Here is a 23,192-nt window from a genome sequence, read left to right as displayed (position 1 = left end):
AGGGAGGTTGCAGCAAGGAAAGGGTGACAATGAAAAAGTATCAACAGCTGGCGCAGCAGCTGACCGACCAGATCGCGCTTGGCGTCTGGTTGCCGGGCGATCGGCTCCCCTCGCTGCGCGAGCAGGTGGTCAGCAGCGGCATGAGCTTTATGACCGTCAGCCATGCCTATCAGCTACTGGAAAGCCAGGGGCGCATCGTCGCCCGACCGCAGTCGGGATATTACGTCGCCCCCCAGCCGGTGAAGCTTCGTCAGCCGGCGCCGCCTGCTCAGGTGACCCGCGATGAAGCGGTCGATATCAATACTTACATCTTTGAGGTGCTCCAGGCCAGCCGCCAGGCGTCAATGCTGCCCTTTGCCTCGGCCTTCCCGGACCCGCGTCTCTTTCCACTCCAGCAGCTTAACCGTTCGCTGGCGCAGGTGAGTAAAACCGCCACCGCCATGAGCGTGATTGAGAACCTGCCGCCGGGCAACGCGGAGCTACGGCACGCCATTGCCCGGCGCTATGCCCTGCAGGGGATGAACGTCTCGCCCGACGAGATCGTCATTACCGCCGGAGCGCTGGAGGCGCTAAACCTCAGCCTGCAGGCGGTGACCGAGCCCGGCGACTGGGTGGTGGTGGAGAATCCCTGTTTCTACGGAGCCCTGCAGGCGCTGGAGAGGCTGCGTCTGAAGGCGCTGTCGGTGGCCACCGACGTCAAAGAGGGCATTGACCTGACGGCGCTGGAGGCGGCCCTGCAAAACTATCCGGTCAAGGCCTGCTGGCTGATGACCAACGGCCAGAACCCGCTCGGCTTCACCCTCAGCGCCGAAAAAAAAGCAGCGCTGGTGGCGCTGCTGGCGCGCTATGACGTGATGCTGATTGAAGATGATGTTTACAGCGAGCTCTACTTTGGCCGCGAGAAGCCGTTGCCGGCGAAGTTCTGGGATCAACAGGATATGACGCTGCACTGCAGTTCGTTTTCAAAATGTCTGGTGCCCGGCTTTCGCATCGGCTGGGTGGCGGCCGGGAAACAGGCGCGGCGGATCCAGCAGCTGCAGCTGATGAGTACGCTCTCCACCAGCTCGCCGATGCAGTTAGCCCTGGTGGATTACCTGTCGACCAAACGCTATGACGCCCATCTGCGCCGTCTCCGTCGCCAGCTGGCGGAACGTAAACAGCAGGCCTGGCAGGCGCTGCTGCGCCATCTGCCGCCGGAGGTCACTATCCATCACAGCGACAGCGGCTATTTTCTGTGGATCGAACTACCGGAAGGGGCCGACGCGAGCGTGCTGAGCGCCGGGGCGCTGGCGTCGCACATCAGCATCGCCCCGGGAAAAATGTTCTCCACCTCCGCCAGCTGGACCTCGTTTTTCCGCTTTAATACCGCCTGGGGCTGGGGAGAACGCGAAGAGCAGGGGGTGAAGCGCCTGGGCGAGCTAATTCGTGAGCAGCTTTCCTGATCGCTTTGGCTATTTTTCGCCGCGATAAACAATCGCTAAAAATAAACGAAGATGGATTTTTATCGAGGCCGGTCATTATTTTACCGGCGCTCACCATAGGAAATACGCATACCCCTCCTTTTTCTCTAACTCGTTGTCTATAATCCATAAAGTTAGTCTTGTGTTGGCGATTTTTGCGTAATGCGTCCCGGGTCACAACCTGAATAAATTCCCCCGAGGGCGTTAATCCGCTGACTACCCTTATTTCAGGAGATATTTTTAGGGCACGGCTGCCGCTAATTCCCTTGTGACAGGAGTAACACCTGATGAGCAAAAAATTGGCCCGTTGCAGCCTTTATGTGCTGGGGATGGCCTGCCTGACCGTCCAGGCGGCTGAGCCACTCACCTCGCTGGATAAACCGGAAGGGCGGCTGGATATTATTGCCTGGCCGGGGTATATCGAACGCGGTCAGACCGACAAGCAGTACGACTGGGTCAGCCAGTTTGAAAAGGAGACCGGCTGTCAGGTTAATGTGAAAACTGCCGCCACCTCTGACGAAATGGTTAGCCTGATGGCCAAGGGCGGCTACGATCTGGTGACTGCCTCGGGCGATGCTTCGCTGCGTCTGATCATGGGCAAACGCGTTCAACCGATTAACACAGCGCTAATTGCCGGGTGGCACACTCTCGACCCGCGCATTGCGCAAGGGGCATGGTTTAACGTCGGGGGCAAAGTTTACGGCACGCCGTATCAGTGGGGACCGAATCTGCTGATGTACAACACCCGCGTATTCCCGACGCCGCCGGACAGCTGGAGCGTGGTCTTCGTGAAGCAGGATCTTCCGGATGGCAAAACCAATCAGGGGCGGGTGCAGGCCTATGATGGCCCGATCTATATCGCCGACGCTGCGCTGTTTGTCAAAGCCACCCAACCGCAGCTGGGGATCGAAGATCCCTATCAACTGACCGAAACCCAGTACAACGCGGTGCTGAAGGTGCTGCGTGACCAGCAACCGCTGATCCACCGTTACTGGCATGATGCCACCGTGCAGATGAACGACTTCAAAAACGAAGGGGTGGCCGCCTCCAGCTCGTGGCCCTATCAGGCCAACGGCCTGAAGGCGGAAGGCCAGCCTGTCGCTACCGTATTTCCGAAGGAGGGGGTGACCGGCTGGGCGGATACCACCATGCTGCACAGCGAGGCGAAGCACCCGGTCTGCGCTTATAAATGGATGAACTGGTCGCTCACGCCGAAGGTGCAGGGCGATGTAGCGGCCTGGTTCGGCTCGCTGCCGGTGGTGCCTGAGGGCTGTAAAGCCAGCGCGCTGCTCGGAGAGAAGGGCTGTGAGACCAACGGCTATGACCAGTTTGCCCGCATCCACTTCTGGAAAACGCCGGTTGCCGAGGGGGGGAAATACGTTCCCTACAGCCGCTGGACGCAGGACTACATTGCGATAATGGGCGGCCGCTAAGGATCGGAGGCAAACAATGACGTACGCGGTCGAGTTTCAGAATGTATCGCGCCTGTATGGCGATGTGCGGGCGGTGGACGGGGTCAGCATTGGTATCCGCGACGGCGAGTTTTTCTCCATGCTGGGACCTTCGGGCTCGGGGAAAACCACCTGCCTGCGGCTGATTGCCGGTTTTGAGCAGCTCTCCGGCGGCACCATCCGGATCTTCGGTCAGCCGGCCAGCGAGCTGCCGCCCTGGCAGCGGGACGTCAATACCGTGTTCCAGGACTATGCGCTGTTTCCCCATATGTCGATCCTCGACAATGTCGCTTACGGCCTGATGGTCAAAGGCGTGGCGAAGAAAGCGCGCCATGCCCGCGCCCAGGAGGCGCTGGAGAAGGTGGCCCTCGGTTTTGCGCACCATCGCAAGCCCTCCCAGCTCTCTGGCGGTCAGCGGCAGCGGGTCGCCATCGCCCGGGCGCTGGTGAACCAGCCGCGGGTGCTGCTGCTCGACGAGCCGCTGGGCGCCCTGGATTTAAAGCTGCGCGAGCAGATGCAGGTGGAGCTGAAAAAGCTGCAGCAGTCGCTGGGGATCACCTTCATCTTCGTCACCCACGACCAGAGCGAAGCGCTGTCGATGTCCGATCGCGTGGCGGTGTTTAACAACGGGCGCATTGAGCAGGTGGATGCCCCGCAGGATCTTTATCTGCATCCGAAGACTGCCTTTGTCGCCGGTTTTGTCGGCACCGCCAACGTCTTTGAGGCCGAGGCGGCCCGGCGGCTATGCGGCCTGGCGGGCTGCTGGTCGCTGCGCCCGGAACATGTTCGCCTGCAGGGCGGCGGCGAAGTGCAGGTGCAGGGCGTGGTGCAGGCGGTACAGTATCAGGGGGCGGCAACGCGGATCGAGCTCCGGCTGGCGGATGGCGACAAGCTGCTGGTCAGCCAGGCCAATATCGACGGCGCGGCGGCGGCGAGCGTTCCGCGAGCCGGGCAAACGGTGCAGGCGTCATGGTCGCGCGCGGCGATGACCCCGCTGGAAAGCGGAGGCTGAGATGACCATGGCGATTGTTCCTGCGCAGGCCGGTCGCGTATCGGGGATCTTCTGGCGCCGGCCGGCGCTGGGCCTGTTTTTGCTGCTGCTTGGGCCGTTGATGTGGTTTGGCATCGTCTATCTGGGATCGCTGCTGACCCTGCTGTGGCAGAGTATCTATACTTTTGACGACTTCACCATGTCGGTGACCAGCGACTTCACGCTGGCCAATCTGCAGGCGCTGTTCAACCCTGCCAACTACGACATTATCGTTCGCACCCTGGTCATGGCGCTGTGCGTGACGCTGGCCAGTGCTCTGCTGGCGCTGCCGATGGCCTGGTATATGGCGCGCTACACCAGCGGCAAAATGAAGGCCTTCTTTTATATCGCGGTCATGCTGCCGATGTGGGCCAGCTATATCGTCAAAGCCTACGCGTGGGTGCTGCTGTTAGCCAAAGATGGCGTGGCGCAGTGGTTTCTCGGCCATCTCGGGCTGGAAGGGGCGCTGAACGCTCTGCTGACCGTCCCGGCGGTGGGCGGCAACACCTTATCCACCTCCGGACTCGGACGCTTCCTGGTCTTCGTCTACATCTGGCTGCCTTTTATGATCCTGCCGGTGCAGGCGGCGCTGGAGCGTATCCCGGGCTCTTTGCTGCAGGCCTCGGCCGATCTTGGCGCCGCCCCGCGGCAGACCTTCCGCTACGTGGTCCTGCCGCTGGCTATTCCCGGGATTGCCGCCGGGTCGATCTTCACCTTTTCGCTGACGCTGGGCGATTTTATCGTGCCGCAGCTGGTCGGCCCGCCGGGGTACTTTATCGGCAATATGGTTTACTCGCAGCAGGGGGCGATCGGCAATATGCCGATGGCGGCGGCGTTTACCCTCGTGCCGATCGTGCTGATTGCCCTTTATCTGGCGTTCGTGAAACGTCTGGGAGCCTTCGATGCACTCTGAACGCGCACCCTGGTATCTGAAACTGGCGACATGGGGCGGGGTGGTCTTTCTCCACTTTCCGCTGCTGATCATCGCCATCTATGCTTTTAATACGGAAGATGCCGCCTTCAGTTTTCCGCCGCAGGGGCTGACGCTGCGCTGGTTCAGCGAGGCGGCAGGGCGCAGCGATATTCTGGAGGCAGTGACGTTGTCACTTAAAATTGCCGCCCTGTCGACGGCCATCGCCTTAGTGCTTGGCACGCTTGCTGCAGGAGCCCTGTGGCGGAGCACCTTTTTTGGTAAGAACGCGGTGTCGCTACTGCTGCTGCTGCCCATCGCCCTGCCGGGGATTATTACCGGCCTGGCGCTCCTGACCGCCTTTAAAGCGGTCGGCCTTGAGCCTGGTCTGCTGACCATCGTGGTGGGGCACGCGACCTTCTGCGTGGTGGTGGTGTTTAACAACGTCATCGCCCGCTTCCGCCGGACCTCCTGGAGCCTGGTGGAGGCCTCGATGGATTTGGGGGCGACCAGCTGGCAGACCTTTCGCTACGTGGTGCTGCCCAATCTGGGATCGGCGCTGCTGGCGGGCGGGATGCTGGCATTCGCCCTGTCATTTGATGAAATCATCGTCACGACTTTTACCGCGGGGCATGAGCGAACTTTGCCGCTGTGGTTACTGAATCAGCTGGGGCGGCCGCGAGATGTGCCCGTCACCAACGTTGTCGCGCTGTTGGTGATGCTGGTAACAACGATACCAATCTTAGGGGCCTGGTGGCTCACCCGCGACGGCGAGAACGTCGCCGGAAACGGGAAATAAAACCATGAAACAGGATAATGCTATGCAACACAACCTCTTGATAAACGGTAAGTTAGTGGTAGGTGAAGGCGAGAAGGTGCCGGTATACAACCCTGCGACCGGCGATGTGATCCTGGAGATTGCCGAAGCGACAGCGGCCCAGGTGGATGCCGCCGTTGAGGCGGCGGATCGGGCGTGCGACGCCTGGAGCCAGACGACGCCGAAAACGCGCGCGGAATGTCTGCTGAAGCTGGCGGATGCCATCGCGGCGCAGGCGGAGACCCTGGCGCAGCTGGAGTCGCTGAACTGCGGCAAGCCGCTGCACTGCGTGCTTAACGATGAGATGCCGGCCATTGCGGACGTTTTCCGCTTCTTCGCCGGCGCCGCCCGCTGCCTGCCGGGAATGGCGGCCGGAGAGTATCTGGAAGGGCATACCTCGATGATCCGTCGCGACCCGGTGGGCGTGGTGGCCTCCATCGCGCCGTGGAACTATCCCCTGATGATGGCGGCCTGGAAGCTGGGCCCGGCGCTGGCGGCAGGCAACTGCGTGGTGCTAAAACCCTCCGAGATCACCCCGCTGACGGCGCTGAAGCTGGCTGAGCTGGCAAAAGATATTTTCCCGGAAGGGGTGGTCAACGTACTGTTCGGCCGTGGCAAAACGGTGGGCGATCCGCTGACCGCCCACGCGAAAGTGCGAATGGTTTCCCTGACCGGGTCGATTGCCACCGGCGCGCATATCATCGGCCATACCGCCTCGTCGATTAAACGTACCCATATGGAGCTGGGCGGTAAGGCGCCGGTCATCGTCTTTGACGACGCGGATATCGATGCGGTGGTGGATGGCGTTCGGACCTTCGGGTTTTACAACGCCGGCCAGGACTGTACGGCCGCCTGCCGGATCTACGCCCAACAGGGTATTTATGAGCAGCTGGTGGAGAAGCTCGGGGCGGCGGTGGCCAGCCTGAAAATGGGGGCGCCGGAGGATGCCGCCACCGAGCTGGGACCGCTGAGCTCGCTGGCCCATCTTGAGCGCGTTAGCGCCGCGGTGGAAGCCGCAAAGGCGCTACCGCATATTAAAGTGGTGACCGGCGGCAATCGGGCGGACGGCGCGGGCTATTATTTCCAGCCGACGCTGCTCGCCGGCGCCCGGCAGGAAGACGCCATCGTGCAGCGCGAAGTGTTTGGCCCGGTGGTCAGCGTGACGCCTTTCAGCGATGAAGCGCAGGCCCTGAGCTGGGCCAATGACTCCCAGTATGGTCTGGCCTCTTCGGTGTGGACGAAAGATGTTGGCCGCGCCCACCGGCTCAGCGCCAGGCTGCAGTACGGCTGCACCTGGGTCAATACCCACTTTATGCTGGTGAGTGAAATGCCGCATGGCGGTCAGAAGCTGTCGGGCTATGGGAAAGACATGTCGATGTATGGCCTTGAGGATTACACCGTGGTCCGCCATGTGATGGTTAAACATGGCTAACGGATTGACCCATAAGCGGCAACGAATGATTACGCAATGGGTGTGTTAGTTCGCTAATAGTCACGATGGCAAAAATGGTTAAAACTCGCGGCGGGGAATGTGAGATTATTCTGATACCCCTTCAAGAGCTAAGCCATCGTGAGTGCCGGAGATAAGCGCCGGATGGGGTTCGCCAGTCACCCTGGGCGCGTCGCGCCCGGTGGGTGAGGCGGCAACGTCGCGGTTTGCGACCCAATACCGGCCCCTGCCTGATGGCAGGGGCTTTTTTTATGTCTGCACTAAGCCAGGAAGAGGAGTATGCCAGCGATGCTGGCGCAGGAAGGAAATCGCGTTAACCGTGTTCAGCGCTTGGTTTTTTTGCTCGGCAAGCTGGCGCTGCGACGGTCCCGTATATAGGAAATAAGATTATACACCGCCGCGACCAGCAGGATCAGCGCGATGACCAGGGTGATGATTCCGGACATATCCACCTCGAAATATAAAAGCGCACAGCGCTAAAAACATTACCAATAGTTATGAATGTAAGTATTCTCTGAAGAGAAGGCAAATGATATTTGTTGTCATTTAGCGCTATTGGGGGCCCTCGCCAGCGAGGCCTGACATGAAAAGGTTAAGTTACAACGGCTTGTAGCCGCCTTTTATCTTATTAAGATCCAGCGCCTGCGCGGTATATCGCATTTTCGGCCAACGCGCGATAATCTTTTGGTTTGCGATTGGCGAAATATTATCTTTATCAGACGAATCAGGTTGCGCTGAACAGAAACTATTTCACGACGATAAATAAGGCTTTTATATTTACGGTTAACGGGTAATATTTATTCGCAATATTTAATAACCGGCGCGTCAATCCGCCATACGCGCCAGCGCGGTGGCGCACGCTCCCGGGTTTGACTTTCCGCCGCCGCTCATGCGATCATTTCACGCATATTCGGTTTTAACGTTGATGTCGCTGTGAAAATTTTTGCTTTTATTCTGCTGGCTGTCGGCACCGTGGCGCTGAGCTATGGTAACGCGCCGGCAAAACGTATTCAGGGCTGTGAGAGCGCGGGAGTGGGGCAGGCCGTTTGCGCCGCCGCCGAATGGGATAGTGAGAAAGTGAATGTTTTGCCTCATTATAACCCTGCGCTAAACAAGGTTATTTTCGCAGGCCACTCAGCCCGTATTGTTTATGACCCTAATATAGGCGCGAGCCTCCGCACGTAAAAAAGCAGCCCAGAGGGCTGCTTTTTTAGGTTTCGTTGCTGAGTAAAATGATTAAAACCAGCCAAATCTCACCGACAGCAGGCTGATAAGCGCGAACGCGGCGCAGACATTAATCATAACGACGGTCTTGCTGGAGACATCCATAACGCCACCTTAATGAGTAAGTCCCTAAAGGTATAGTACGGCGGGCGCGGTTGCGCTATCGGATTAAGACGAATCGGGCTTTGTTCTGAATATTCAGCCCAATTCTGAATTTGTTATACAGGTATCTCTGAATCACGACGTCATGGCAGATAATTATCCCACCATGGAACGCTCCTCAGGGAAGGAAAACGAAGAATGACGTTATATCAAAAAATGTTGGTGTTTTACGCCATTATGGGCGTGATCTGCGCCGTAATTAGCTGGTTTTTAACCAAAGAGAGCCGGGTGATCCGCCTGCTGGCGGCCCTGTTGATCGGCGCCACCTGGCCGTTCAGCTTCCCGATGGCGCTACTCGTCTCGCTGTTTTAACGCTCCGGCGGCGGACGACAGAAAAGGGTGGCGGCATGGATAAGGTTACTGTATAAAAACACAGTAACCTTATCATGGAGGCAAACAGGTGAACGGTTTCTTTTCGTCCGTCGCAGGCGCCACATTGCGTTGGCTCGATCTTCCGGGAGAGGGGCTTCCGCTGGTGTTTATCCACGGCCTCGGCTGCGCGTCATCTTACGACTACCCCCGCGTCGCCAGCGCCCCCGCGCTCAACGGGCGGCGCAAAATACTTATCGATCTACCGGGCTTCGGCTACAGCGATAAACCGCACGACTTTAGTTACAACATACATAGACAAGCGCAAGCGGTGGAGCAAGTCCTCGACCACCTGCGCCTGCAGCGCTTCGCGCTGTACGGGCATAGCATGGGGGGAAGCATCGCCATCGAAGCGGCAGGGTTGCTGGCGGAGCGGGTGACCACGCTGCTGGTTTCTGAACCCAACCTGTTCGCCGGAGGCGGCGAGTACAGCAGGCGCATAGCGGCGCAGTCAGAGGCGGCCTTTATCGCCGAAGGTTACGCCAGGATGCTGGCGGAAGAGCGCTCGCCCTGGGCCGGCTGTTTGCAAAACAGCGCCCCCTGGGCCGTCTGGCGAGCCGCCAGCAGCCTGATACACGGCAGCGACACCCCCTGGTTTACTCAGCTCTGCCAGCTGCGCTGTCAGAAGATGCTGATCGTCGGCGAGCAGTCGCTCCCTTATGCGGATATCGAACGGGTAGAGGCGCAAGGGATCCCGGTCGGGATTGTGCCCCACGCGGGGCACTCGATGGCGTGGGAAAACCCGGAAGGGCTGGCGCAGCTCATCGCCAGCCACGGCTAAGGGGGAGTCAGCGTCAGAATGGCAGTTCGCGAGGCTGGGTCTGGAGCGTTATCCAGCGCAGCTCGGTAAATTCCGCAATCCCGGCCCGGCCGCCGAACCGGCCATAGCCGGAGGCTTTACAGCCGCCAAACGGCATTTGCGCTTCATCATGAACAGTTGGACCATTGATATGGCAGATGCCGGTTTGCAGACGTTGCGCCAGGTTCCACGCTCTGGCGCTGTCGCGGCTGTAGACCGCAGCGGAAAGGCCATAGTCGCTGTCGTTGGCTACCGCCAGCGCCTCTTCGTCGTTATTAACGCGAATAATCGCTTTTACCGGGCCGAAGGACTCTTCGTTCCACAGCCGCATCTCGCGGGTGACGCCGTCCAGCAAGGTAGGCGCCATGTGGGTATCGCTGGCTTTGCCGCCGGTCAGCAGGCGGGCGCCTTTGGCTAAGGCATCGTCGATTAACGCGTTGCAGCGGGTGACGGTGTTCATGTCGACCACCGGGCCGGTCAGGCTGGCGGGGAGAGAAGCGGCGCGCCTGGTCAGCAGAGGGATAAAGTGCTCCGCCACGGCGTTGTCGACAATAATGCGCTCGGTGGACATGCAGATCTGTCCGGCGTTGGCGAAGGCGCCAAAAATGGCGCCCGCCGCCGCCTGCTCAATGTCGGCATCGTCGAGGACCAGCAGCGGCGCTTTGCCACCGAGCTCCAGCACCGCCGGTTTCAGATACTGCCCGCAGGTGCGGGCGATAATCCGCCCCACCGGCGTGGAGCCGGTAAAGTTAACGCGCCGCACCGCCGGATGGGCGATCAGCGACTCCACCAGCGCCGGCGCTTCTTGAGGCGCGCAGGTTAGATAGTTCACCACGCCCGGCGGGAAGCCCGCCGCGTCGAGGGCGTCGATAATCAATCCTTGTGTAGCCGGGGAGAGCTCAGCGCCCTTGAGGATCACCGTGTTGCCGCAGGCCAGCGGCGTCGCCAGCGCCCGGGTGGCAAGGATCAGCGGCGCGTTCCACGGCGCCATGCCCAGCACCACGCCGGCACCCTGGCGGACCCCCATCGCCAGATTGCCCGGCACGTTGGATGGAATGATCTGCCCTTCGATCTGGGTGGTCAGCGCCGCCGCTTCGCGCAGGATATCGGCCGCCAGATGGACGTTAAATCCCGCCCAGTGGGCGGTGGCGCCGGTCTCCGCCGCCATGGCGGCGATAAATTTAGCTTCCCGCAGCAGCATATGTTCCGCCGCGTCGAGCAGTAAGCGTCGCCGTTCCGCCGGGGATGTATCGCGCCACTGCGGGAAGGCGCTGGCCGCGGCCTCGACGCAGCGTTTACCGTCGGCGAGGCTGGCGGCAGCGGCAACCGAGGCGATGTCGTCGTGGGCAGGGTGGCGCCGGGTAAAGGTCCGATGGTCTTCGGCATCGTGCCACTGGCCGGCAATGTACAGATTGCAGGTGATTGTCATGGAGGTAACCTCTTATTCTGCGGTTCCTCCAGTGTACCGGTCGCGGCTGGCGGCGGGCGTGAGCGGGGCGGTTATCGCACATTTTTTTGCCGGAATTGTGCGTAGCTCACAACATCCCAACCGTACCTGGCGCAAAAAGCAGCGCGACGCCGTTTAAACCAGCAAATTCAGCGCGATTGGCATAAGGTGATAGCCATTGATTATTTGCCGGGGGCCAGGGGCTGTGCTGTTATTACGGTTCTTATAATCAATAATCAGGACTTATAACCATGTCTACAGGGAAAACCACGCTGGCGCTGCTGCTGAGCGCGCTGCTGCCGGCCAGCGCCGCATGGGCCGCGGGCAATGACACGCTGGTCTATTGCTCAGAGGCCTCCCCGGAGTCCTTCAACCCGCAGATCGCCAGCTCCGGCCCGTCGTTCGTCGCCAGCTCGCAGGTGCTGTATAACCGCCTGGTCACCTTTGACCCGGTGAAGAACACGCCGATCCCGTCGCTGGCCACCGAGTGGCACGTCTCTGAAGATGGCTAAACCTGGACCTTCACGCTGCGTCAGGGGGTGAAGTTCAACAGCAATAAATTCTTCAAACCGACCCGCGATTTTAACGCCGACGACGTCCTGTTTTCGGTACTGCGCCAGATGGATCCTCAGCATCCTTATCACAAGGTGTCGCAGGGGAACTATGAGTACTTCCACGACGTGGGCCTCGATAAGCTGATTAAGTCGGTGAAAAAGGTCGATGACTATCACGTCCAGTTTGTGCTCAATCAGCCGAACGCGGCGTTTCTTGCCGACTGGGGAATGGACTTCGCCTCTATTCTGTCGGCGGAATATGGCGAGGCGATGCTGAAGAAAGGAACGCCAGAAAACGTCGATAACTGGCCTGTCGGCACCGGACCCTATGCTCTGCAGCAGTATAAAGTGGATTCGCAAATCCGCTATATCGCCAATCCCCACTACTGGGAAGGCGAGGTGCCGACGAAGCACCTGATCTTCTCCATCACGCCGAACGTCGAGACCCGACTGGCTAAACTGCAGACTAACGAGTGCCAGATTATTCCGGCGCCTTCGCCGGTACAGTTCCCGGTGATCAAGGGCAATAACGATCTGACGCTGCACGCCGTCGAGGCGCTGAACGTCGGCTATCTGGCGTTCAACACCGAGAAAAAACCGTTTGATAATGTTCTGGTGCGCCAGGCGTTAAACTACGCCACCGACAAACAGGCCATCGTCAGGGCGGTGTTCCTCGATTCCGGTACGGTGGCGAAGTCGCCGATCCCGTCCACCATGCTCGGGTATAAAAAAGACCTCCCGGACTACGACTACGATCCGCAGAAAGCGAAGGCGCTGCTCAAACAGGCGGGTCTGGAGCAAGGGGCGGAAGTGACCCTGTGGTCGATGCCGGTTCAGCGGCCCTACAACCCGAACTCAAAACGCATTGCTGAAATGATCCAAAACGACTGGGCGAAAGTCGGGGTGAAAGCGAAGATCGTCAGCTATGAGTGGGGCGAATACCTGGCCGGCATGCGTAAAGGCGAACACGACAGCGCCCTGTACGGCTGGATGTCAGACAATGGCGACCCGGACAACTTTGCCGGCACGCTGCTCAGCTGTGATAATATCCAGACCGGCTCTAATGCCGCCCGCTGGTGCGATAAGTCGTATGACGCGCTGGTGAAGAAAGCCCTGCTGGTGAGCGATCCGCAGGCGCGCGCCAAACTCTACGAACAGGCGCAAGAGATCTTTTACCAGCAGGCGCCGTGGATCACCCTGGCGACCGGCAAGACCTTCTATGCCACCCGCAGCAACGTCAGCGGCTACACTGTGAGCATGATGGGGAGCGATTTTTCCAAAGCGAAGCTGAATTAAGTGAAAGGAGAACAGAATGGCACATCTGGATGAGGTCATCGTTAAAGTCGATGACATCCTTGCCGAGGGCGTTATCGCGCATATGAATGAGCTGCTGATCGCCCTGAGCGATGACGCGCAGCTCAGTCGTGAGGAACGCTATACTCAACAGCAGCGCCTGCGCACCGCCATCGCTCACCATGGGCGACAGCATCAGGAAGAGCAGGACGCGCGCCGCGAGCAGTTGACCAAAGGCGGCGCGATCCTCTGAACAGGCGCTCAGAACTGGCGTCTGGCCACCAGCCAGGCGCCCACCACCAGCATCACCGCGCCGCATAATGGCCCGATCAGCGCCCGCAGCGGTACGCCGTGGGCGCGAATTAAATCCATGATCAACCCGCCGACCAGCTGGCTGGCCACCAGTACCGCGATGGTGGTGGCTGCGCCCACGGTCTGATAGCCGCTGATGCTGGCGAAGACGAAAAAGGATCCCAGCATGCCGGGGATCAGCGTCCACCACTTCACGTTCAGGGCCAGCTCATGAAAGCCGGCGACGCCCTGGCGCAGCAGCAACAAGGTCACGAAAATAACGATACCTACCAGCGAATTGAGCAGCATGGCGATGAGGATCGTCGACACCGACTGGGTGATGCGCACCATCAGGGTGTTCTGCACCACCAGGCCTACGCCGGCGGCCACCAGAAAGGCGAGGGTAAGCGACCCATTCATGCCTGGCCGTCCGGGTCCTGGCGCGCATCAAGCTGCAGCTGCATAAAGGTCAGATCCAGCCAGCGACCAAATTTGGTTCCCACCTGCGGCATCTGCCCGGTGGTGATAAAGCCCAGCGTTTCATGCAGGTGCAGCGAGGCGTGGTTCTGCGACTCGATCCCGGCGACCATCACATGTTTATTCAGCCGACGCGCTTCGGCGATCAAGGCGACCAGAAGTTTGCGGCCCAGGCCTTTCCCCTGGTGCTCGGGGTGAACGTACACCGAATGCTCCACGGTGTGGCGAAAGCCGTCAAACGCGCGCCAGTCGCCAAAGGAGGAATAGCCGGTGATGACGCCGTTTTCCTCGCTCACCAGCACCGGAAAGCCTGCCAGCTGGCGGGCTTCAAACCATGCGATGCGGTTGTCGGTATCCACGGTTTTGTCATTCCAGATAGCGGCGGTATGCACGACGGCGTGGTTATAGATCTCGGCGATCGCCGCGCAATCGTCTTTAATGGCAGGGCGGATGGACATAGCAAACCTCAGTTTTTCGTACACTATAGTAGTACGATATTATTACAATAATGAACGCTACGCTGTCATCCGTTTTCAGCAAATTTTTTCCTGATGGGCCAAGGGTTACGCGGCTCGACGGGCGGTTGTGTAATGCCTGCGCGCACACTATAGTGTTACGTTATGAATACTATAGAAGACAACCTCAATCAGCGTATCAGCGCGCGCATCCGCATCGAGCGCGAATCCCGTGGCTGGTCGCTGAACGACCTGGCCGAACGGGCGGGCGCCTCGCGGGCGATGATCCATAAAATCGAGCGCGGCGAAAGCAGCCCGACGGCGTCGATGCTGGGCCGCCTTTCCGGCGCCTTCGGCATCAGTATGTCGACCCTGATCGCCAGGGCGGAAATGCAGGAAGGCAAGCTGCTGCGTTTTGCCAGCCAGCCGGTATGGCACGACCCGCAAAGCCACTATCTCCGCCGCCACGTTTCGCCGCGCAGCGATCTGCCCATTGACCTGGTGCAGATCGAGCTGCCGCCCGGCAGCGATGTGCCGATGCCGGCTTCGTCCTATGCGCTGGCACGCCAGCTGATCTGGCTGCAGCGGGGCGAGCTGGTGTTCCTGGAAGGGAATACCCGCCACGAGATGCAGACCGGGGACTGTCTGGAGCTCGGCCCACCGAACGACTGCCGCTTTATCAATGAATCCGCAGAGACCTGCGTCTATCTGGTGGTGCGCCTTAATCAATCGCCATCCGGCTCTTAATGATAAAGCGCATTGCGCATAAAGCAGCTAGCCTCAGTACTGTCTGCTAACAAGAGGAGTTTGCTATGTCAGAACAACCGCAACGCCATCGCCGCTGGGTACTGGCTTCCCGTCCCCATGGTGAACCGACGGCAGAGCATTTCCGCCTGGAAGAGCGCGAGGTGCCCACCCCGGGGCCGGGTCAGGTTCTGCTGCGTACCGTTTATTTATCGCTGGATCCCTATATGCGCGGGCGGATGAGCGACGCGCCGTCCTATTCACCGCCGGTGGCCATCGGCGCGGTGATGGTGGGCGGGACCGTGAGTCGCGTCGTGACCTCGCAGCATGATGATTTTCAACCCGGCGACTGGGTGCTGGGCTACAGCGGCTGGCAGGATTATGAGCTTTCCGACGGCAGCGGGCTGGTGAAGCTGGGGGACAACCCGCAGCACCCGTCCTGGTCGCTGGGGGTGCTGGGGATGCCGGGCTTCACCGCCTACATGGGATTACTGGACATTGGCCAGCCGAAGCCGGGTGACACGCTGGTGGTCGCTGCGGCCACCGGGCCGGTGGGCGCTACGGTCGGACAGATCGGCAAAATTAAGGGCTGCCGTACCGTCGGCGTCGCCGGCGGCGCGGACAAATGTCGCTATGCGGTTGACACCTTAGGCTTTGATGTCTGCCTTGACCATCGCGCGGCGGACTTTGCCGAACAGCTGGCCCAGGCCTGCCCGCAGGGCATTGACGTTTACTACGAAAACGTCGGCGGCAAGGTTTTTGACGCGGTGCTGCCGCTGCTCAACACCGCGGCGCGGGTTCCGGTCTGCGGGCTGGTGAGCGGCTATAACGCCACCGGTCTGCCGGACGGGCCGGACCGTCTGCCGCTGCTGATGGCGACCATCCTCAAGAAACGCATTCGGATGCAGGGCTTTATTATCGGCCAGGATTATGGGCATCGGATCGCGGAATTCCAGCAGCAGATGGGGCGCTGGGTGCAGGAGGGTAAAATTAAATATCGCGAACAGCTGATCGACGGTCTGGAGCAGGCGCCGCAGGCGCTGATCGGCCTGTTGAAAGGTGAAAACTTTGGTAAGGTGGTGATCCGCGTGTCGGCGGACGACTAATACGCCGGGTATAGCCTGAACGCGCCTCTCTCCCGGCCGGGAAGAGAGGCGCTGCATCAATATCAAGCGTAAAAGGCTAACCGCTGGGCGAGCAGATCGACAAAGGCTTCGCGGTCCACATCCAGCATCAGGGTGGTATTGGGCGGATTGCCGGTCAGATGGTAGTAATCGACCACCGTCATCCCCTGGGTATATTTGCCTTCCGTTTCCACGCCGACCCAGCGCTCGATAGTGGTAAAGAGCTCCGGCTTGAGGAGCCAGGCGATGGTGCAGGGGTCGTGGAGCGGCGCGCCGTCGAAGCCCCACTTTTCGTCCTTGTGGTAGGCCATAAAGAAGTCGAGCAGTTCGGCGACGATGGTCGATACCGGATTGCCAATCTGGCGGAATCGCTCAATATCCGCAGGAAGGATCTGCGCCCGGTGGGTGACATCCAGGCCCGCCATCACCACCGGGATCCCCGACTGAAAGACCATCTCCGCCGCCTGGGGATCGACGTAGATATTAAACTCCGCCGCCGGCTGCCAGTTGCCCAGCCCCATAGCGCCACCCATGATCACGATGCGGGCGATCTTCGCGTGCAGCTCCGGATGGCTGGCGAGCAGCAACGCCACGTTCGTCTGCGGCCCGGTGGCCACCAGCGTCACCGGCTCCTGACTTTCGCGCAGCACCCTGGCCATCAGCTCGACGGCGGTGCAGTTTTGCGGCGCAAAGGCCGGCTCCGGCAGGTTCGGGCCATCCAGTCCGCTTTCCCCGTGCACGTTATCGGCAATGATCAGATCGCGCATTAACGGCTTCCACGCGCCGCCGGCGACCGGAATATCCGCGCGGTTCAGCAGGGTCAGCATACGCAGCACGTTGCGCAGAGTCTTCTCCGGGGTCTGGTTGCCTGCGGAGGCGGTGACGGCTTTCACCTCCAGCTCCGGCGAGGCGAGGGCGAGGACCAGGGCGATCGCGTCATCATGTCCCGGATCGCAATCAATCATTATCGGCAGTGCCATAGCAGCTCCTTGTTGGCGTTGTTCTGTGACCAGACTAACGCTGCGGCGCGAGGCAGACGAGAAAGTGTGCAGAATAGTGTGATGGCTAGCACGGTTGCAGGGGCAATCGCGCGGTGAGTCGCGGCGGTCCTGCATCATCATGCCTCGCCTTGCGATGGCGCAAGCTAGCGTCCGGCGCGGCGCGATAGAATAAAAATCGCTAATCCTTACGGATATTAATGGTTTGCTTTTCGGCGAGCGGATTCTTATCCTTAAGAAAACTCAAGAGGTTATGACGATGAAAGATGTAGTAGATAAATGCAGCACCAAAGGCTGCGCCATTGATGTCGGGACAATTATTGATAACGAGGACTGCGTCTACCGGGCTGAGAAATTATTCCCGAGCCGCGAGGAAGCGGAGTCAACCGTAGCCGCCGTTCGCGAGCGTGCCGCCGCGGCGGCGCCGGCCAGTGAACCACCGCAGGTTGACTACACGCTCGACGCCGCCGGCGACGAGGTGAAACTCGATCTGTCCATCGCCTTCTCCTGCCAGGCGGAAAAGATCATTTTCGAATTGTCGCTGAGAAACCTGCTTTAATCAGCGCCCCGGGCGCCAGCGCCTGAGGGTAACGCCTTCGCCCGCCGGTCCGCGGGCGAAGCCGGGCGTTACTCGAAGCGCCAGGCGAGGTTCAGCCCGATACCGTAGTTGCGTCCGGGCGCGGGCTCGTAGTAGCGTCCGTTGGACTCGTTAACGATGACGGACCCGACGTATTCGCGGTCGAACAGGTTGTCGACCCGGCCGAACAGATCCATATCCATCCTGCCATAGCTCCACTTATAGCCGGTCGTCAGGCCGACCACCGTCCAGGAAGGGGCTTTGGCGGTGTTTTCGTCATTCGCCATGATGTCGCTCATGTAGCGAATATCGCTCCCGGCGTACCAGCCCTGCTCCGGCTGATAGCCGAAGGAGGCGTAACCCATATTGCGCGCGATCCCCGGAATACGGTTGCCGTTGCAGCTGGCGTCGCCGCAGACGTTGGTGCGATAGGTCGCGTCAAGCCAGGTCCAGGCCGCCTTCAGGCGCCAGCTCTCGCCAAACTGCTGATCCAGTCCCAGCTCCATCCCCTGACGACGGGTCTTGCCGGCGTTTTTATAGCTGGTGCGTCCGCCGCTGCTGCTGTCGACAACGATCTCATTATCGGTATCGGTCTGGAACAGGGCGGCAGTGAGCAACCCATTGCCGATCCGCGTCTTGCTGCCGATCTCCACCGTGTCGTTGGTGGAGGGCTTCAGGCCGAAGTTGAGACCGCTCTGGTTATCGGCGCGGTATGACAGCTCGTTAATGGTCGGCGTCTCGAAGCCGCGGCCAGCGGAGAGGTAAACGTTCCAGGCGTCGGTCAGGGCATACTTCAGCGAGCCTGCGGGCAGCCATTTGTGATAGCTGGCATCGCCGCTGTCGTCGCCATTGCCTGGGGTGATGTAGTAATCATTCGAGTCGAACCATACCGAGCTGTAGCGCACCCCGGCATCGAGCGAAAGTTTGTCGGTGAGCTGCCACTGGGTTTGCAGGTAAGGGTCGACGTTCCACATCAGGTTACGTTCGTTACGGCGTAGCGCGCCCTGTTCGCCATACTGCGGCGCGCCGTTGACCATCACAAAGTTTTCATAGCCCTTGCGGCGCTCGCTCATGTTCTCGTAGTCAAGACCGGCGGTCAGGGTGACCGGCACCAGCAGCTCGCCGCGATGGGTCAGCCGGGTATCGATCCCCTGGTAGTGGCGGGTGAGGTCGATCACCCCGCCGGCATGGCTCGGCTTCAGCTGCGGCGCGCGCGGGATCGACTGGTACTGGGTGGTTTCGCGTTCCCCGGCGTACATCATGACGCTGAGATCGTCCTGGGCGCTCAGCTGGCGCTCGTAGCGCAGGCCAGCCTGGGTCTGCCGGGTATCCTTGCGGGTATTATACTGGTCGCCGCGCGGCGACTGGCGCGGGTTATCGCGCCATTCATCGGCGGTTAAGCCGCCGGCGTCATTGGCTTTGATATCAACGCTGTTCAGCAGCAGCGTCAGCTTACTGACGTCGTTGATGCGCACCCCCAGCCGGGCGTTGGCCAGATTTTTGCGCGCGCCGCTGTGATCGCGATAGCCATGGGTGGTGAAGCGGTTAGTCGACACCGTGTAATCCACATCGCCTGCGTGGCTGCCGTCGCCAACGGCGCCGGTGGCTTTCATCCCATAGTGCCAGGTGCCGAAGCTGCCATAGTAACTGCTGGCTTCCACGGTGGGCGGCTGGGTGCCGGTCTGGCTGGTGACATTGATCACCCCGCCGGACGAGTTACCGTAGAGGGCAGAGAAGGGGCCGCGCAGCACCTCGAGGGTGTCGACGCTACCGATATCGATATTGGAGGTCTGCCCCTGGCCGTCGGGCATGGTCGCCGGGATGCCGTCCACATAGATGCGCAGCCCGCGCACGCCGTAGGTAGAGCGGGAGCCAAAGCCGCGAATCGACAACTGCAGATCCTGCGCATAGTTTTGTCGGTTCTGCACCTGCAGGCCCGGCACGGCGCCCAGCGATTCAGAGAGGTTGACGCGCGGCGCGGCTTGGCGCATCTCATCCCCATTGACCACGCTGACGGCGGCGGGGGTATCCAGTTCAGAAACAGTGGTTGGCGCAGCGGTCACCACCATGGTTTGTTCATCGGCGGCCTGGGCGGCGGCGATGAGCGGCAGCAGCAGGGCCGGCAGGGCCGCGTGTCGCACGGATAGGATTTTCATCGATAGTACTCGGGAGACGAACCAAATGGAACATATGTATATATGTTACCCCGTTTGTAAAATATTTGAAAATTATTAACTGCCGTTGGTTAACGGATAGTGCTCCAGGCTGACGAATTTATCGGGCAACAACAATTAGCGCTCCACTTTGAGATAATTAATGATTACTATTCGCATTCAAAATAAGGCAGAGCCATGACTTTGCCGCCGGAAGCGATGTCGGGTCAGCACATACAGGTTCATCAAAGGGAGTCGTCATGTCATTACGTCAGTTTGCCGCGCCGCGTCTGCGCCATTCACTGTTATTCACTTCTCTGCTGCTGGCAGGCAGCTTTAGCGCCCACGCCGCGGAAGAGATGCTGCGCAAGGCCGTCGGGAAAGGGGCCTACGAAATGGCCTACAGCCAGCAGGAGAACGCGCTGTGGGTCGCCACTTCGCAAAGTCGTTCGCTGGACAAAGGGGGGATTGTTTATCGTCTTGACCCCACCACCCTCGACGTGACGCAGATTATTCACAACGATCTGAAGCCGTTTGGCGCCGCTATCAACCATGCCACCGGTACGCTGTGGTTTGGTAATACCGTCGACAGCACCGTCACCGCCATTGACGCCAAAACCGGCGCTGTGAAGGGGCGACTGGTGCTGGACGAGCGTCAGCGCAGTGAAACCGTGCGCCCGCTGCAGCCGCGCGAGCTGGCGGTCAATGAGCAGACCAACACTATCTACATTACCGGTCTGGGCAAAGAGAGCGTGATTTGGGTGGTGGATGGCGCTACCCTGAAGCTGAAAACGACGATTACCGGCACCGGGGCGATGGCCACCGGCCTGGCGATCGATCCGCAGGCGAAACGCCTTTATACCACCAATGCCGACGGCGAACTGCTGACCATCGACAGCGAGAGCAACACCATTGTGTCGCGCAAAAAATTGCTGGATGACGGCAAGGCGCATTTCTACCTTAACCTGAGCCTCGATACCGCCGGCCACCGCGCCTTTATTACCGACAGCAAGCAGCCGGAAGTGCTGGTGGTCGATACCCGCGACGGCAAAGTGCTGGAGAAAATCACCGCGCCGGAATCGCTGGCGGTGCTGTTTAACCCCACCCGCAATGAAGCCTATGTGACGCACCGTAAGGCGGGGGAAGTGAGCGTTATCGACGGCAAGAGCTATAAGGTGGTGAAGACCTTTAAAACGCCGACCCATCCCAACAGCCTGGCGCTCTCTGATGACGGCAAAACGCTGTACGTCAGCGTGAAACAAGCATCCAGCCGTGAGAAAGAGGCCACGGCGCCGGACGACGTGATCCGCATCGCCCTGTAAGGTCCCGGGCGCGACGACCATCGTCACCGGTGGTTGCGCCCGGCATCTCACCCTCTGTTACAAACGCGTATTGGCCTGATAAACCTGAAGGTTATACACTTATCGCTTTCCCGCCTCGCGCGGGCAGTGGTAATCAGTGGAGATAAAATGAAAAAACCATTCATGGTGATTTGCGCCGGCGCGATGCTGGCGCTGCTGGCAGGCTGTTCGTCCAACTACGTTATGACCACCAAAAGCGGTCAGACGATCGTCACCCACGGCAAGCCGCAGCTGGATAAAGAAACGGGGATGACCAGCTATATCGATGAGTCTGGTAATAAGCGGGAAATTAACAGCAGCGACGTGTCGCAGCTGGTTGAGGATAACTAAGTCCTGACCTCCCGGTTTGCCCGCGATGGACAAACCGGGAGTCCTGCCATTTACTGCTTGAGCGTCGGCGCTGTGCTGTGAATCGCATGCACGCGCTTACGCACGCCAAACCAGCCCGCCACCAGCAGCACCGCCAGCAACGGGATGGAGCCAATGGTATAGGTGCCGTTCGGATAATCGAAGGCCATCAGCACCAGTACGCTAAACAGGAACAGCAGCGTCAGCCAGGAGGTGAACGGCGCCCCTGGCATTCTGAAGCTCACCTGAGCCGCTTTTCCTTCCTTAATCGCTTTGCGCAGACGCATCTGACACACCACGATGAAGCCCCAGGACGCAATGATCCCCAGCGAAGCGATGTTGAGGACGATCTCAAACACCTGCGACGGCACCAGATAGTTGAGGAACACCCCGACCACGTACACCGCCAGCGTCGCCAGGATCCCGGCGTAAGGGACGTGGTGACGGCTCATCTTCGACATGAACTTCGGCGCGGAGCCCCCCATCGACATGGAGCGCAGAATACGCCCGGTGCTGTAGAGGCCGGAGTTGAGGCTGGAGAGGGCGGCGGTTAACACCACGATGTTCATCACGCTGCCGATATACGGTACGCCCAGTTTTGAGAAGAAGGTAACGAACGGGCTCTGTCCCGCCTGGTAGGCGTTCCACGGTAGCAGCAGCACCAGCAGCACCACCGACCCGACGTAGAACAGGCCGATACGCCAGATCACGCTGTTGATGGCCTTCGGCACCATCGTCTCCGGATCCTTACACTCACCGGCCGCGGTGCCCACCAGCTCAATGGAGGCGAAGGCGAAGACCACGCCCTGCACCAGCACCAGCGCCGGCAGAAGGCCGTGCGGGAAGAAGCCGCCGTTATCGGTGATCAGGTGGAAGCCGGTGGCATTACCGTCCAGCGGCTTACCGGAGCCGAGGAAAATGGTGCCGACCACGAGAAACGCGACGATCGCCAGCACTTTGACCAACGCGAACCAGAACTCCATCTCGGCGAACCACTTCACGCCGATCATGTTCATGGTGCCGACGATGGCCAGCGCGCCGAGGGCGAAGACCCACTGCGGCACATCGCCAAACGCGCCCCAGTAGTGCATATACAGCGCCACGGCGGTGATATCGACGATCCCGGTCATTGCCCAGTTAACGAAGTACATCCAGCCGGCCACGTAGGCGGCCTTTTCGCCGAGGAATTCCCTGGCATAGGAGACGAAGCTGCCGCTCGAGGGGCGGTGGAGAACCAGTTCGCCGAGGGCGCGAAGAATAAAGAAAGAGAAGATGCCGCAGACCAGATAGACCAGTGCGAGCGCTGGCCCTGCCATTTGTAAACGTGCCCCGGCGCCGAGGAACAAACCGGTACCGATGGCGCCGCCGATGGCGATCATCTGTACCTGACGGTTGCCCATCGCTTTGTGATAACCCGCTTCATGTGAGTTGAGCCAGTGGCGTTTTGCAGCATGGTGCTCCGCTGCAGTGTCGTGTTTCGTATTCATTGATGTATCAGTTTCCTGTCAATGCCCATGTTTGCAGCCGGCGTGGAGGACGGCTGGCACATTATGCTGGCTTTCTCATCATTCTGACGTAGGAGATAAGCTCAGACATGGCGCTGAATCCTACACGTAACCTAATAGTTACGCACCTAAAACATTTACCGATAGCATTTGACAGATTTATCAATGAGATCAGCGTCGCAGAGTTTCCCGC

The 23,192-nt window shown here is 59.9% G+C and carries 23 protein-coding genes and 1 pseudogene; 16 read left to right on the top strand and 8 right to left on the bottom strand.

Annotated elements, in window-relative coordinates; all coding sequences use genetic code 11:
* The first annotated feature begins 29 nt into the window (after positions 1-29).
* The 6 genes from ABLV04_RS16990 (at position 30) to patD (ending at position 7,100) form a co-directional block, all read left to right on the top strand.
* The gene (locus tag ABLV04_RS16990; RefSeq protein WP_180265644.1) at positions 30-1,442 is read left to right on the top strand and encodes a PLP-dependent aminotransferase family protein; all 1,413 of its coding nucleotides are present in this window, start codon (positions 30-32) and stop codon (positions 1,440-1,442) included.
* Between the two features lie 305 nt (positions 1,443-1,747).
* Positions 1,748-2,893 (top strand): putative ABC transporter substrate-binding protein YdcS, encoded by a 1,146-nt coding sequence (gene ydcS / locus ABLV04_RS16985; protein ID WP_023289895.1) that lies wholly within the window; start codon positions 1,748-1,750, stop codon positions 2,891-2,893.
* 16 nt (positions 2,894-2,909) lie between these two features.
* Positions 2,910-3,923, top strand: coding sequence for an ABC transporter ATP-binding protein (locus ABLV04_RS16980; RefSeq protein WP_048294949.1), 1,014 nt, complete (start codon positions 2,910-2,912; stop codon positions 3,921-3,923).
* Between the two features lies 1 nt (position 3,924).
* A complete protein-coding gene (locus ABLV04_RS16975) occupies positions 3,925-4,854 on the top strand; it encodes an ABC transporter permease (RefSeq protein WP_004202776.1) in 930 nt (309 codons plus the stop codon).
* Positions 4,844-5,650 (top strand): ABC transporter permease, encoded by an 807-nt coding sequence (locus ABLV04_RS16970; protein WP_180265645.1) that lies wholly within the window; start codon positions 4,844-4,846, stop codon positions 5,648-5,650. Before ABLV04_RS16975 ends, ABLV04_RS16970 begins: the two co-directional genes overlap by 11 nt.
* A gap of 22 nt (positions 5,651-5,672) precedes the next feature.
* Positions 5,673-7,100, top strand: coding sequence for an aminobutyraldehyde dehydrogenase (gene patD / locus ABLV04_RS16965; protein WP_180265646.1), 1,428 nt, complete (start codon positions 5,673-5,675; stop codon positions 7,098-7,100).
* 341 nt (positions 7,101-7,441) lie between these two features.
* Here patD and ABLV04_RS16960 read toward each other — a convergent pair whose 3' ends face one another.
* A complete protein-coding gene (locus ABLV04_RS16960) occupies positions 7,442-7,564 on the bottom strand; it encodes a small membrane protein (protein ID WP_004175940.1) in 123 nt (40 codons plus the stop codon).
* A 487-nt stretch (positions 7,565-8,051) separates the two neighbouring features.
* Here ABLV04_RS16960 and ABLV04_RS16955 point away from each other — a divergent pair, with 487 nt between their 5' ends.
* Complete coding sequence (locus ABLV04_RS16955) at positions 8,052-8,303, top strand: hypothetical protein (RefSeq protein WP_032453085.1); 252 nt, start codon at positions 8,052-8,054, stop codon at positions 8,301-8,303.
* A gap of 51 nt (positions 8,304-8,354) precedes the next feature.
* Here the strand turns inward: ABLV04_RS16955 and yncL are convergent, their stop codons facing one another.
* On the bottom strand, positions 8,355-8,447 hold the full coding sequence (gene yncL, locus ABLV04_RS16950) for a stress response membrane protein YncL (protein WP_002906891.1): 93 nt from the start codon (positions 8,445-8,447) through the stop codon (positions 8,355-8,357).
* A 195-nt stretch (positions 8,448-8,642) separates the two neighbouring features.
* Here yncL and ABLV04_RS16945 point away from each other — a divergent pair, with 195 nt between their 5' ends.
* Both ABLV04_RS16945 and ABLV04_RS16940 read left to right on the top strand, forming a co-directional pair.
* Positions 8,643-8,816: a GhoT/OrtT family toxin gene (locus tag ABLV04_RS16945; protein ID WP_008804686.1), complete on the top strand. Its 174-nt coding sequence runs from the start codon at positions 8,643-8,645 to the stop codon at positions 8,814-8,816.
* Between the two features lie 88 nt (positions 8,817-8,904).
* Positions 8,905-9,654 carry an alpha/beta fold hydrolase gene (locus ABLV04_RS16940; RefSeq protein WP_117133183.1) on the top strand — a complete coding sequence of 250 codons (750 nt, stop codon included), beginning with the start codon at positions 8,905-8,907 and terminating at the stop codon, positions 9,652-9,654.
* A gap of 13 nt (positions 9,655-9,667) precedes the next feature.
* Here ABLV04_RS16940 and ABLV04_RS16935 read toward each other — a convergent pair whose 3' ends face one another.
* Positions 9,668-11,101, bottom strand: a complete 1,434-nt coding sequence (locus tag ABLV04_RS16935; protein WP_180265647.1) for an aldehyde dehydrogenase — start codon at positions 11,099-11,101, stop codon at positions 9,668-9,670.
* A gap of 269 nt (positions 11,102-11,370) precedes the next feature.
* On the opposite strand from ABLV04_RS16935, the pseudogene ABLV04_RS16930 reads away from it, so the two are divergent.
* Together ABLV04_RS16930 and ABLV04_RS16925 are read left to right on the top strand one after the other, a co-directional pair.
* A pseudogene (locus tag ABLV04_RS16930) lies at positions 11,371-12,969 on the top strand (ABC transporter substrate-binding protein).
* A gap of 16 nt (positions 12,970-12,985) precedes the next feature.
* Entirely contained in the window at positions 12,986-13,219 is a 234-nt protein-coding gene (locus ABLV04_RS16925) for a YdcY family protein (protein WP_023289889.1), read from the top strand.
* A gap of 8 nt (positions 13,220-13,227) precedes the next feature.
* Here the strand turns inward: ABLV04_RS16925 and ABLV04_RS16920 are convergent, their stop codons facing one another.
* Positions 13,228-13,677: a DMT family transporter gene (locus ABLV04_RS16920; RefSeq protein ID WP_023289888.1), complete on the bottom strand. Its 450-nt coding sequence runs from the start codon at positions 13,675-13,677 to the stop codon at positions 13,228-13,230.
* Positions 13,674-14,192 carry a GNAT family N-acetyltransferase gene (locus ABLV04_RS16915; protein ID WP_023289887.1) on the bottom strand — a complete coding sequence of 173 codons (519 nt, stop codon included), beginning with the start codon at positions 14,190-14,192 and terminating at the stop codon, positions 13,674-13,676. Before ABLV04_RS16915 ends, ABLV04_RS16920 begins: the two co-directional genes overlap by 4 nt.
* A gap of 162 nt (positions 14,193-14,354) precedes the next feature.
* On the opposite strand from ABLV04_RS16915, the gene ABLV04_RS16910 reads away from it, so the two are divergent.
* Both ABLV04_RS16910 and ABLV04_RS16905 read left to right on the top strand, forming a co-directional pair.
* Positions 14,355-14,936, top strand: coding sequence for an XRE family transcriptional regulator (locus tag ABLV04_RS16910; protein ID WP_023289886.1), 582 nt, complete (start codon positions 14,355-14,357; stop codon positions 14,934-14,936).
* A gap of 65 nt (positions 14,937-15,001) precedes the next feature.
* Positions 15,002-16,039, top strand: coding sequence for an NADP-dependent oxidoreductase (locus ABLV04_RS16905; protein ID WP_110238434.1), 1,038 nt, complete (start codon positions 15,002-15,004; stop codon positions 16,037-16,039).
* 62 nt (positions 16,040-16,101) lie between these two features.
* Here ABLV04_RS16905 and rihA read toward each other — a convergent pair whose 3' ends face one another.
* Complete coding sequence (gene rihA, locus ABLV04_RS16900; RefSeq protein WP_023289884.1) at positions 16,102-17,037, bottom strand: pyrimidine-specific ribonucleoside hydrolase RihA; 936 nt, start codon at positions 17,035-17,037, stop codon at positions 16,102-16,104.
* A 277-nt stretch (positions 17,038-17,314) separates the two neighbouring features.
* Here rihA and ABLV04_RS16895 point away from each other — a divergent pair, with 277 nt between their 5' ends.
* Positions 17,315-17,614: a DUF406 domain-containing protein gene (locus ABLV04_RS16895; RefSeq protein ID WP_180265648.1), complete on the top strand. Its 300-nt coding sequence runs from the start codon at positions 17,315-17,317 to the stop codon at positions 17,612-17,614.
* A 68-nt stretch (positions 17,615-17,682) separates the two neighbouring features.
* Here the strand turns inward: ABLV04_RS16895 and pqqU are convergent, their stop codons facing one another.
* A complete protein-coding gene (gene pqqU / locus ABLV04_RS16890; protein WP_044523495.1) occupies positions 17,683-19,788 on the bottom strand; it encodes a TonB-dependent receptor PqqU in 2,106 nt (701 codons plus the stop codon).
* A 257-nt stretch (positions 19,789-20,045) separates the two neighbouring features.
* Between pqqU and ABLV04_RS16885 the strand changes: the two genes are divergently transcribed.
* Entirely contained in the window at positions 20,046-21,107 is a 1,062-nt protein-coding gene (locus tag ABLV04_RS16885) for a YncE family protein (RefSeq protein WP_032453078.1), read from the top strand.
* A gap of 147 nt (positions 21,108-21,254) precedes the next feature.
* Positions 21,255-21,476, top strand: coding sequence for a YgdI/YgdR family lipoprotein (locus ABLV04_RS16880; RefSeq protein ID WP_002906779.1), 222 nt, complete (start codon positions 21,255-21,257; stop codon positions 21,474-21,476).
* 50 nt (positions 21,477-21,526) lie between these two features.
* On the opposite strand, the gene ansP is transcribed toward ABLV04_RS16880, so the two are convergent.
* A complete protein-coding gene (ansP, locus tag ABLV04_RS16875; RefSeq protein ID WP_023289881.1) occupies positions 21,527-22,981 on the bottom strand; it encodes an L-asparagine permease in 1,455 nt (484 codons plus the stop codon).
* Positions 22,982-23,192 lie beyond the last annotated feature (211 nt).

It is taken from the genome of Klebsiella sp. JN_Kp127 (assembly GCF_040062505.1).
Taxonomy (GTDB): domain Bacteria; phylum Pseudomonadota; class Gammaproteobacteria; order Enterobacterales; family Enterobacteriaceae; genus Klebsiella; species Klebsiella quasipneumoniae.
This window is presented reverse-complemented; position numbering and strand designations above follow the sequence as displayed.

Coding starts and splice junctions, on each gene's coding strand:
- ABLV04_RS16885 (WP_032453078.1), top strand. CDS start 20,046: ATGTCATTACGTCAGTTTGCCGCGCCGCGTCTGCGCCATTCACTGTTA.
- ABLV04_RS16960 (WP_004175940.1), bottom strand. CDS start 7,564: ATGTCCGGAATCATCACCCTGGTCATCGCGCTGATCCTGCTGGTCGCG.
- ABLV04_RS16990 (WP_180265644.1), top strand. CDS start 30: ATGAAAAAGTATCAACAGCTGGCGCAGCAGCTGACCGACCAGATCGCG.
- ABLV04_RS16915 (WP_023289887.1), bottom strand. CDS start 14,192: ATGTCCATCCGCCCTGCCATTAAAGACGATTGCGCGGCGATCGCCGAG.
- ABLV04_RS16905 (WP_110238434.1), top strand. CDS start 15,002: ATGTCAGAACAACCGCAACGCCATCGCCGCTGGGTACTGGCTTCCCGT.
- rihA (WP_023289884.1), bottom strand. CDS start 17,037: ATGGCACTGCCGATAATGATTGATTGCGATCCGGGACATGATGACGCG.
- ABLV04_RS16895 (WP_180265648.1), top strand. CDS start 17,315: ATGAAAGATGTAGTAGATAAATGCAGCACCAAAGGCTGCGCCATTGAT.
- ABLV04_RS16945 (WP_008804686.1), top strand. CDS start 8,643: ATGACGTTATATCAAAAAATGTTGGTGTTTTACGCCATTATGGGCGTG.
- ABLV04_RS16980 (WP_048294949.1), top strand. CDS start 2,910: ATGACGTACGCGGTCGAGTTTCAGAATGTATCGCGCCTGTATGGCGAT.
- ABLV04_RS16925 (WP_023289889.1), top strand. CDS start 12,986: ATGGCACATCTGGATGAGGTCATCGTTAAAGTCGATGACATCCTTGCC.
- ABLV04_RS16880 (WP_002906779.1), top strand. CDS start 21,255: ATGAAAAAACCATTCATGGTGATTTGCGCCGGCGCGATGCTGGCGCTG.
- yncL (WP_002906891.1), bottom strand. CDS start 8,447: ATGGATGTCTCCAGCAAGACCGTCGTTATGATTAATGTCTGCGCCGCG.
- ansP (WP_023289881.1), bottom strand. CDS start 22,981: ATGAATACGAAACACGACACTGCAGCGGAGCACCATGCTGCAAAACGC.
- ABLV04_RS16975 (WP_004202776.1), top strand. CDS start 3,925: ATGACCATGGCGATTGTTCCTGCGCAGGCCGGTCGCGTATCGGGGATC.
- ydcS (WP_023289895.1), top strand. CDS start 1,748: ATGAGCAAAAAATTGGCCCGTTGCAGCCTTTATGTGCTGGGGATGGCC.
- pqqU (WP_044523495.1), bottom strand. CDS start 19,788: ATGAAAATCCTATCCGTGCGACACGCGGCCCTGCCGGCCCTGCTGCTG.
- ABLV04_RS16970 (WP_180265645.1), top strand. CDS start 4,844: ATGCACTCTGAACGCGCACCCTGGTATCTGAAACTGGCGACATGGGGC.
- ABLV04_RS16935 (WP_180265647.1), bottom strand. CDS start 11,101: ATGACAATCACCTGCAATCTGTACATTGCCGGCCAGTGGCACGATGCC.
- ABLV04_RS16910 (WP_023289886.1), top strand. CDS start 14,355: ATGAATACTATAGAAGACAACCTCAATCAGCGTATCAGCGCGCGCATC.
- ABLV04_RS16920 (WP_023289888.1), bottom strand. CDS start 13,677: ATGAATGGGTCGCTTACCCTCGCCTTTCTGGTGGCCGCCGGCGTAGGC.
- patD (WP_180265646.1), top strand. CDS start 5,673: ATGCAACACAACCTCTTGATAAACGGTAAGTTAGTGGTAGGTGAAGGC.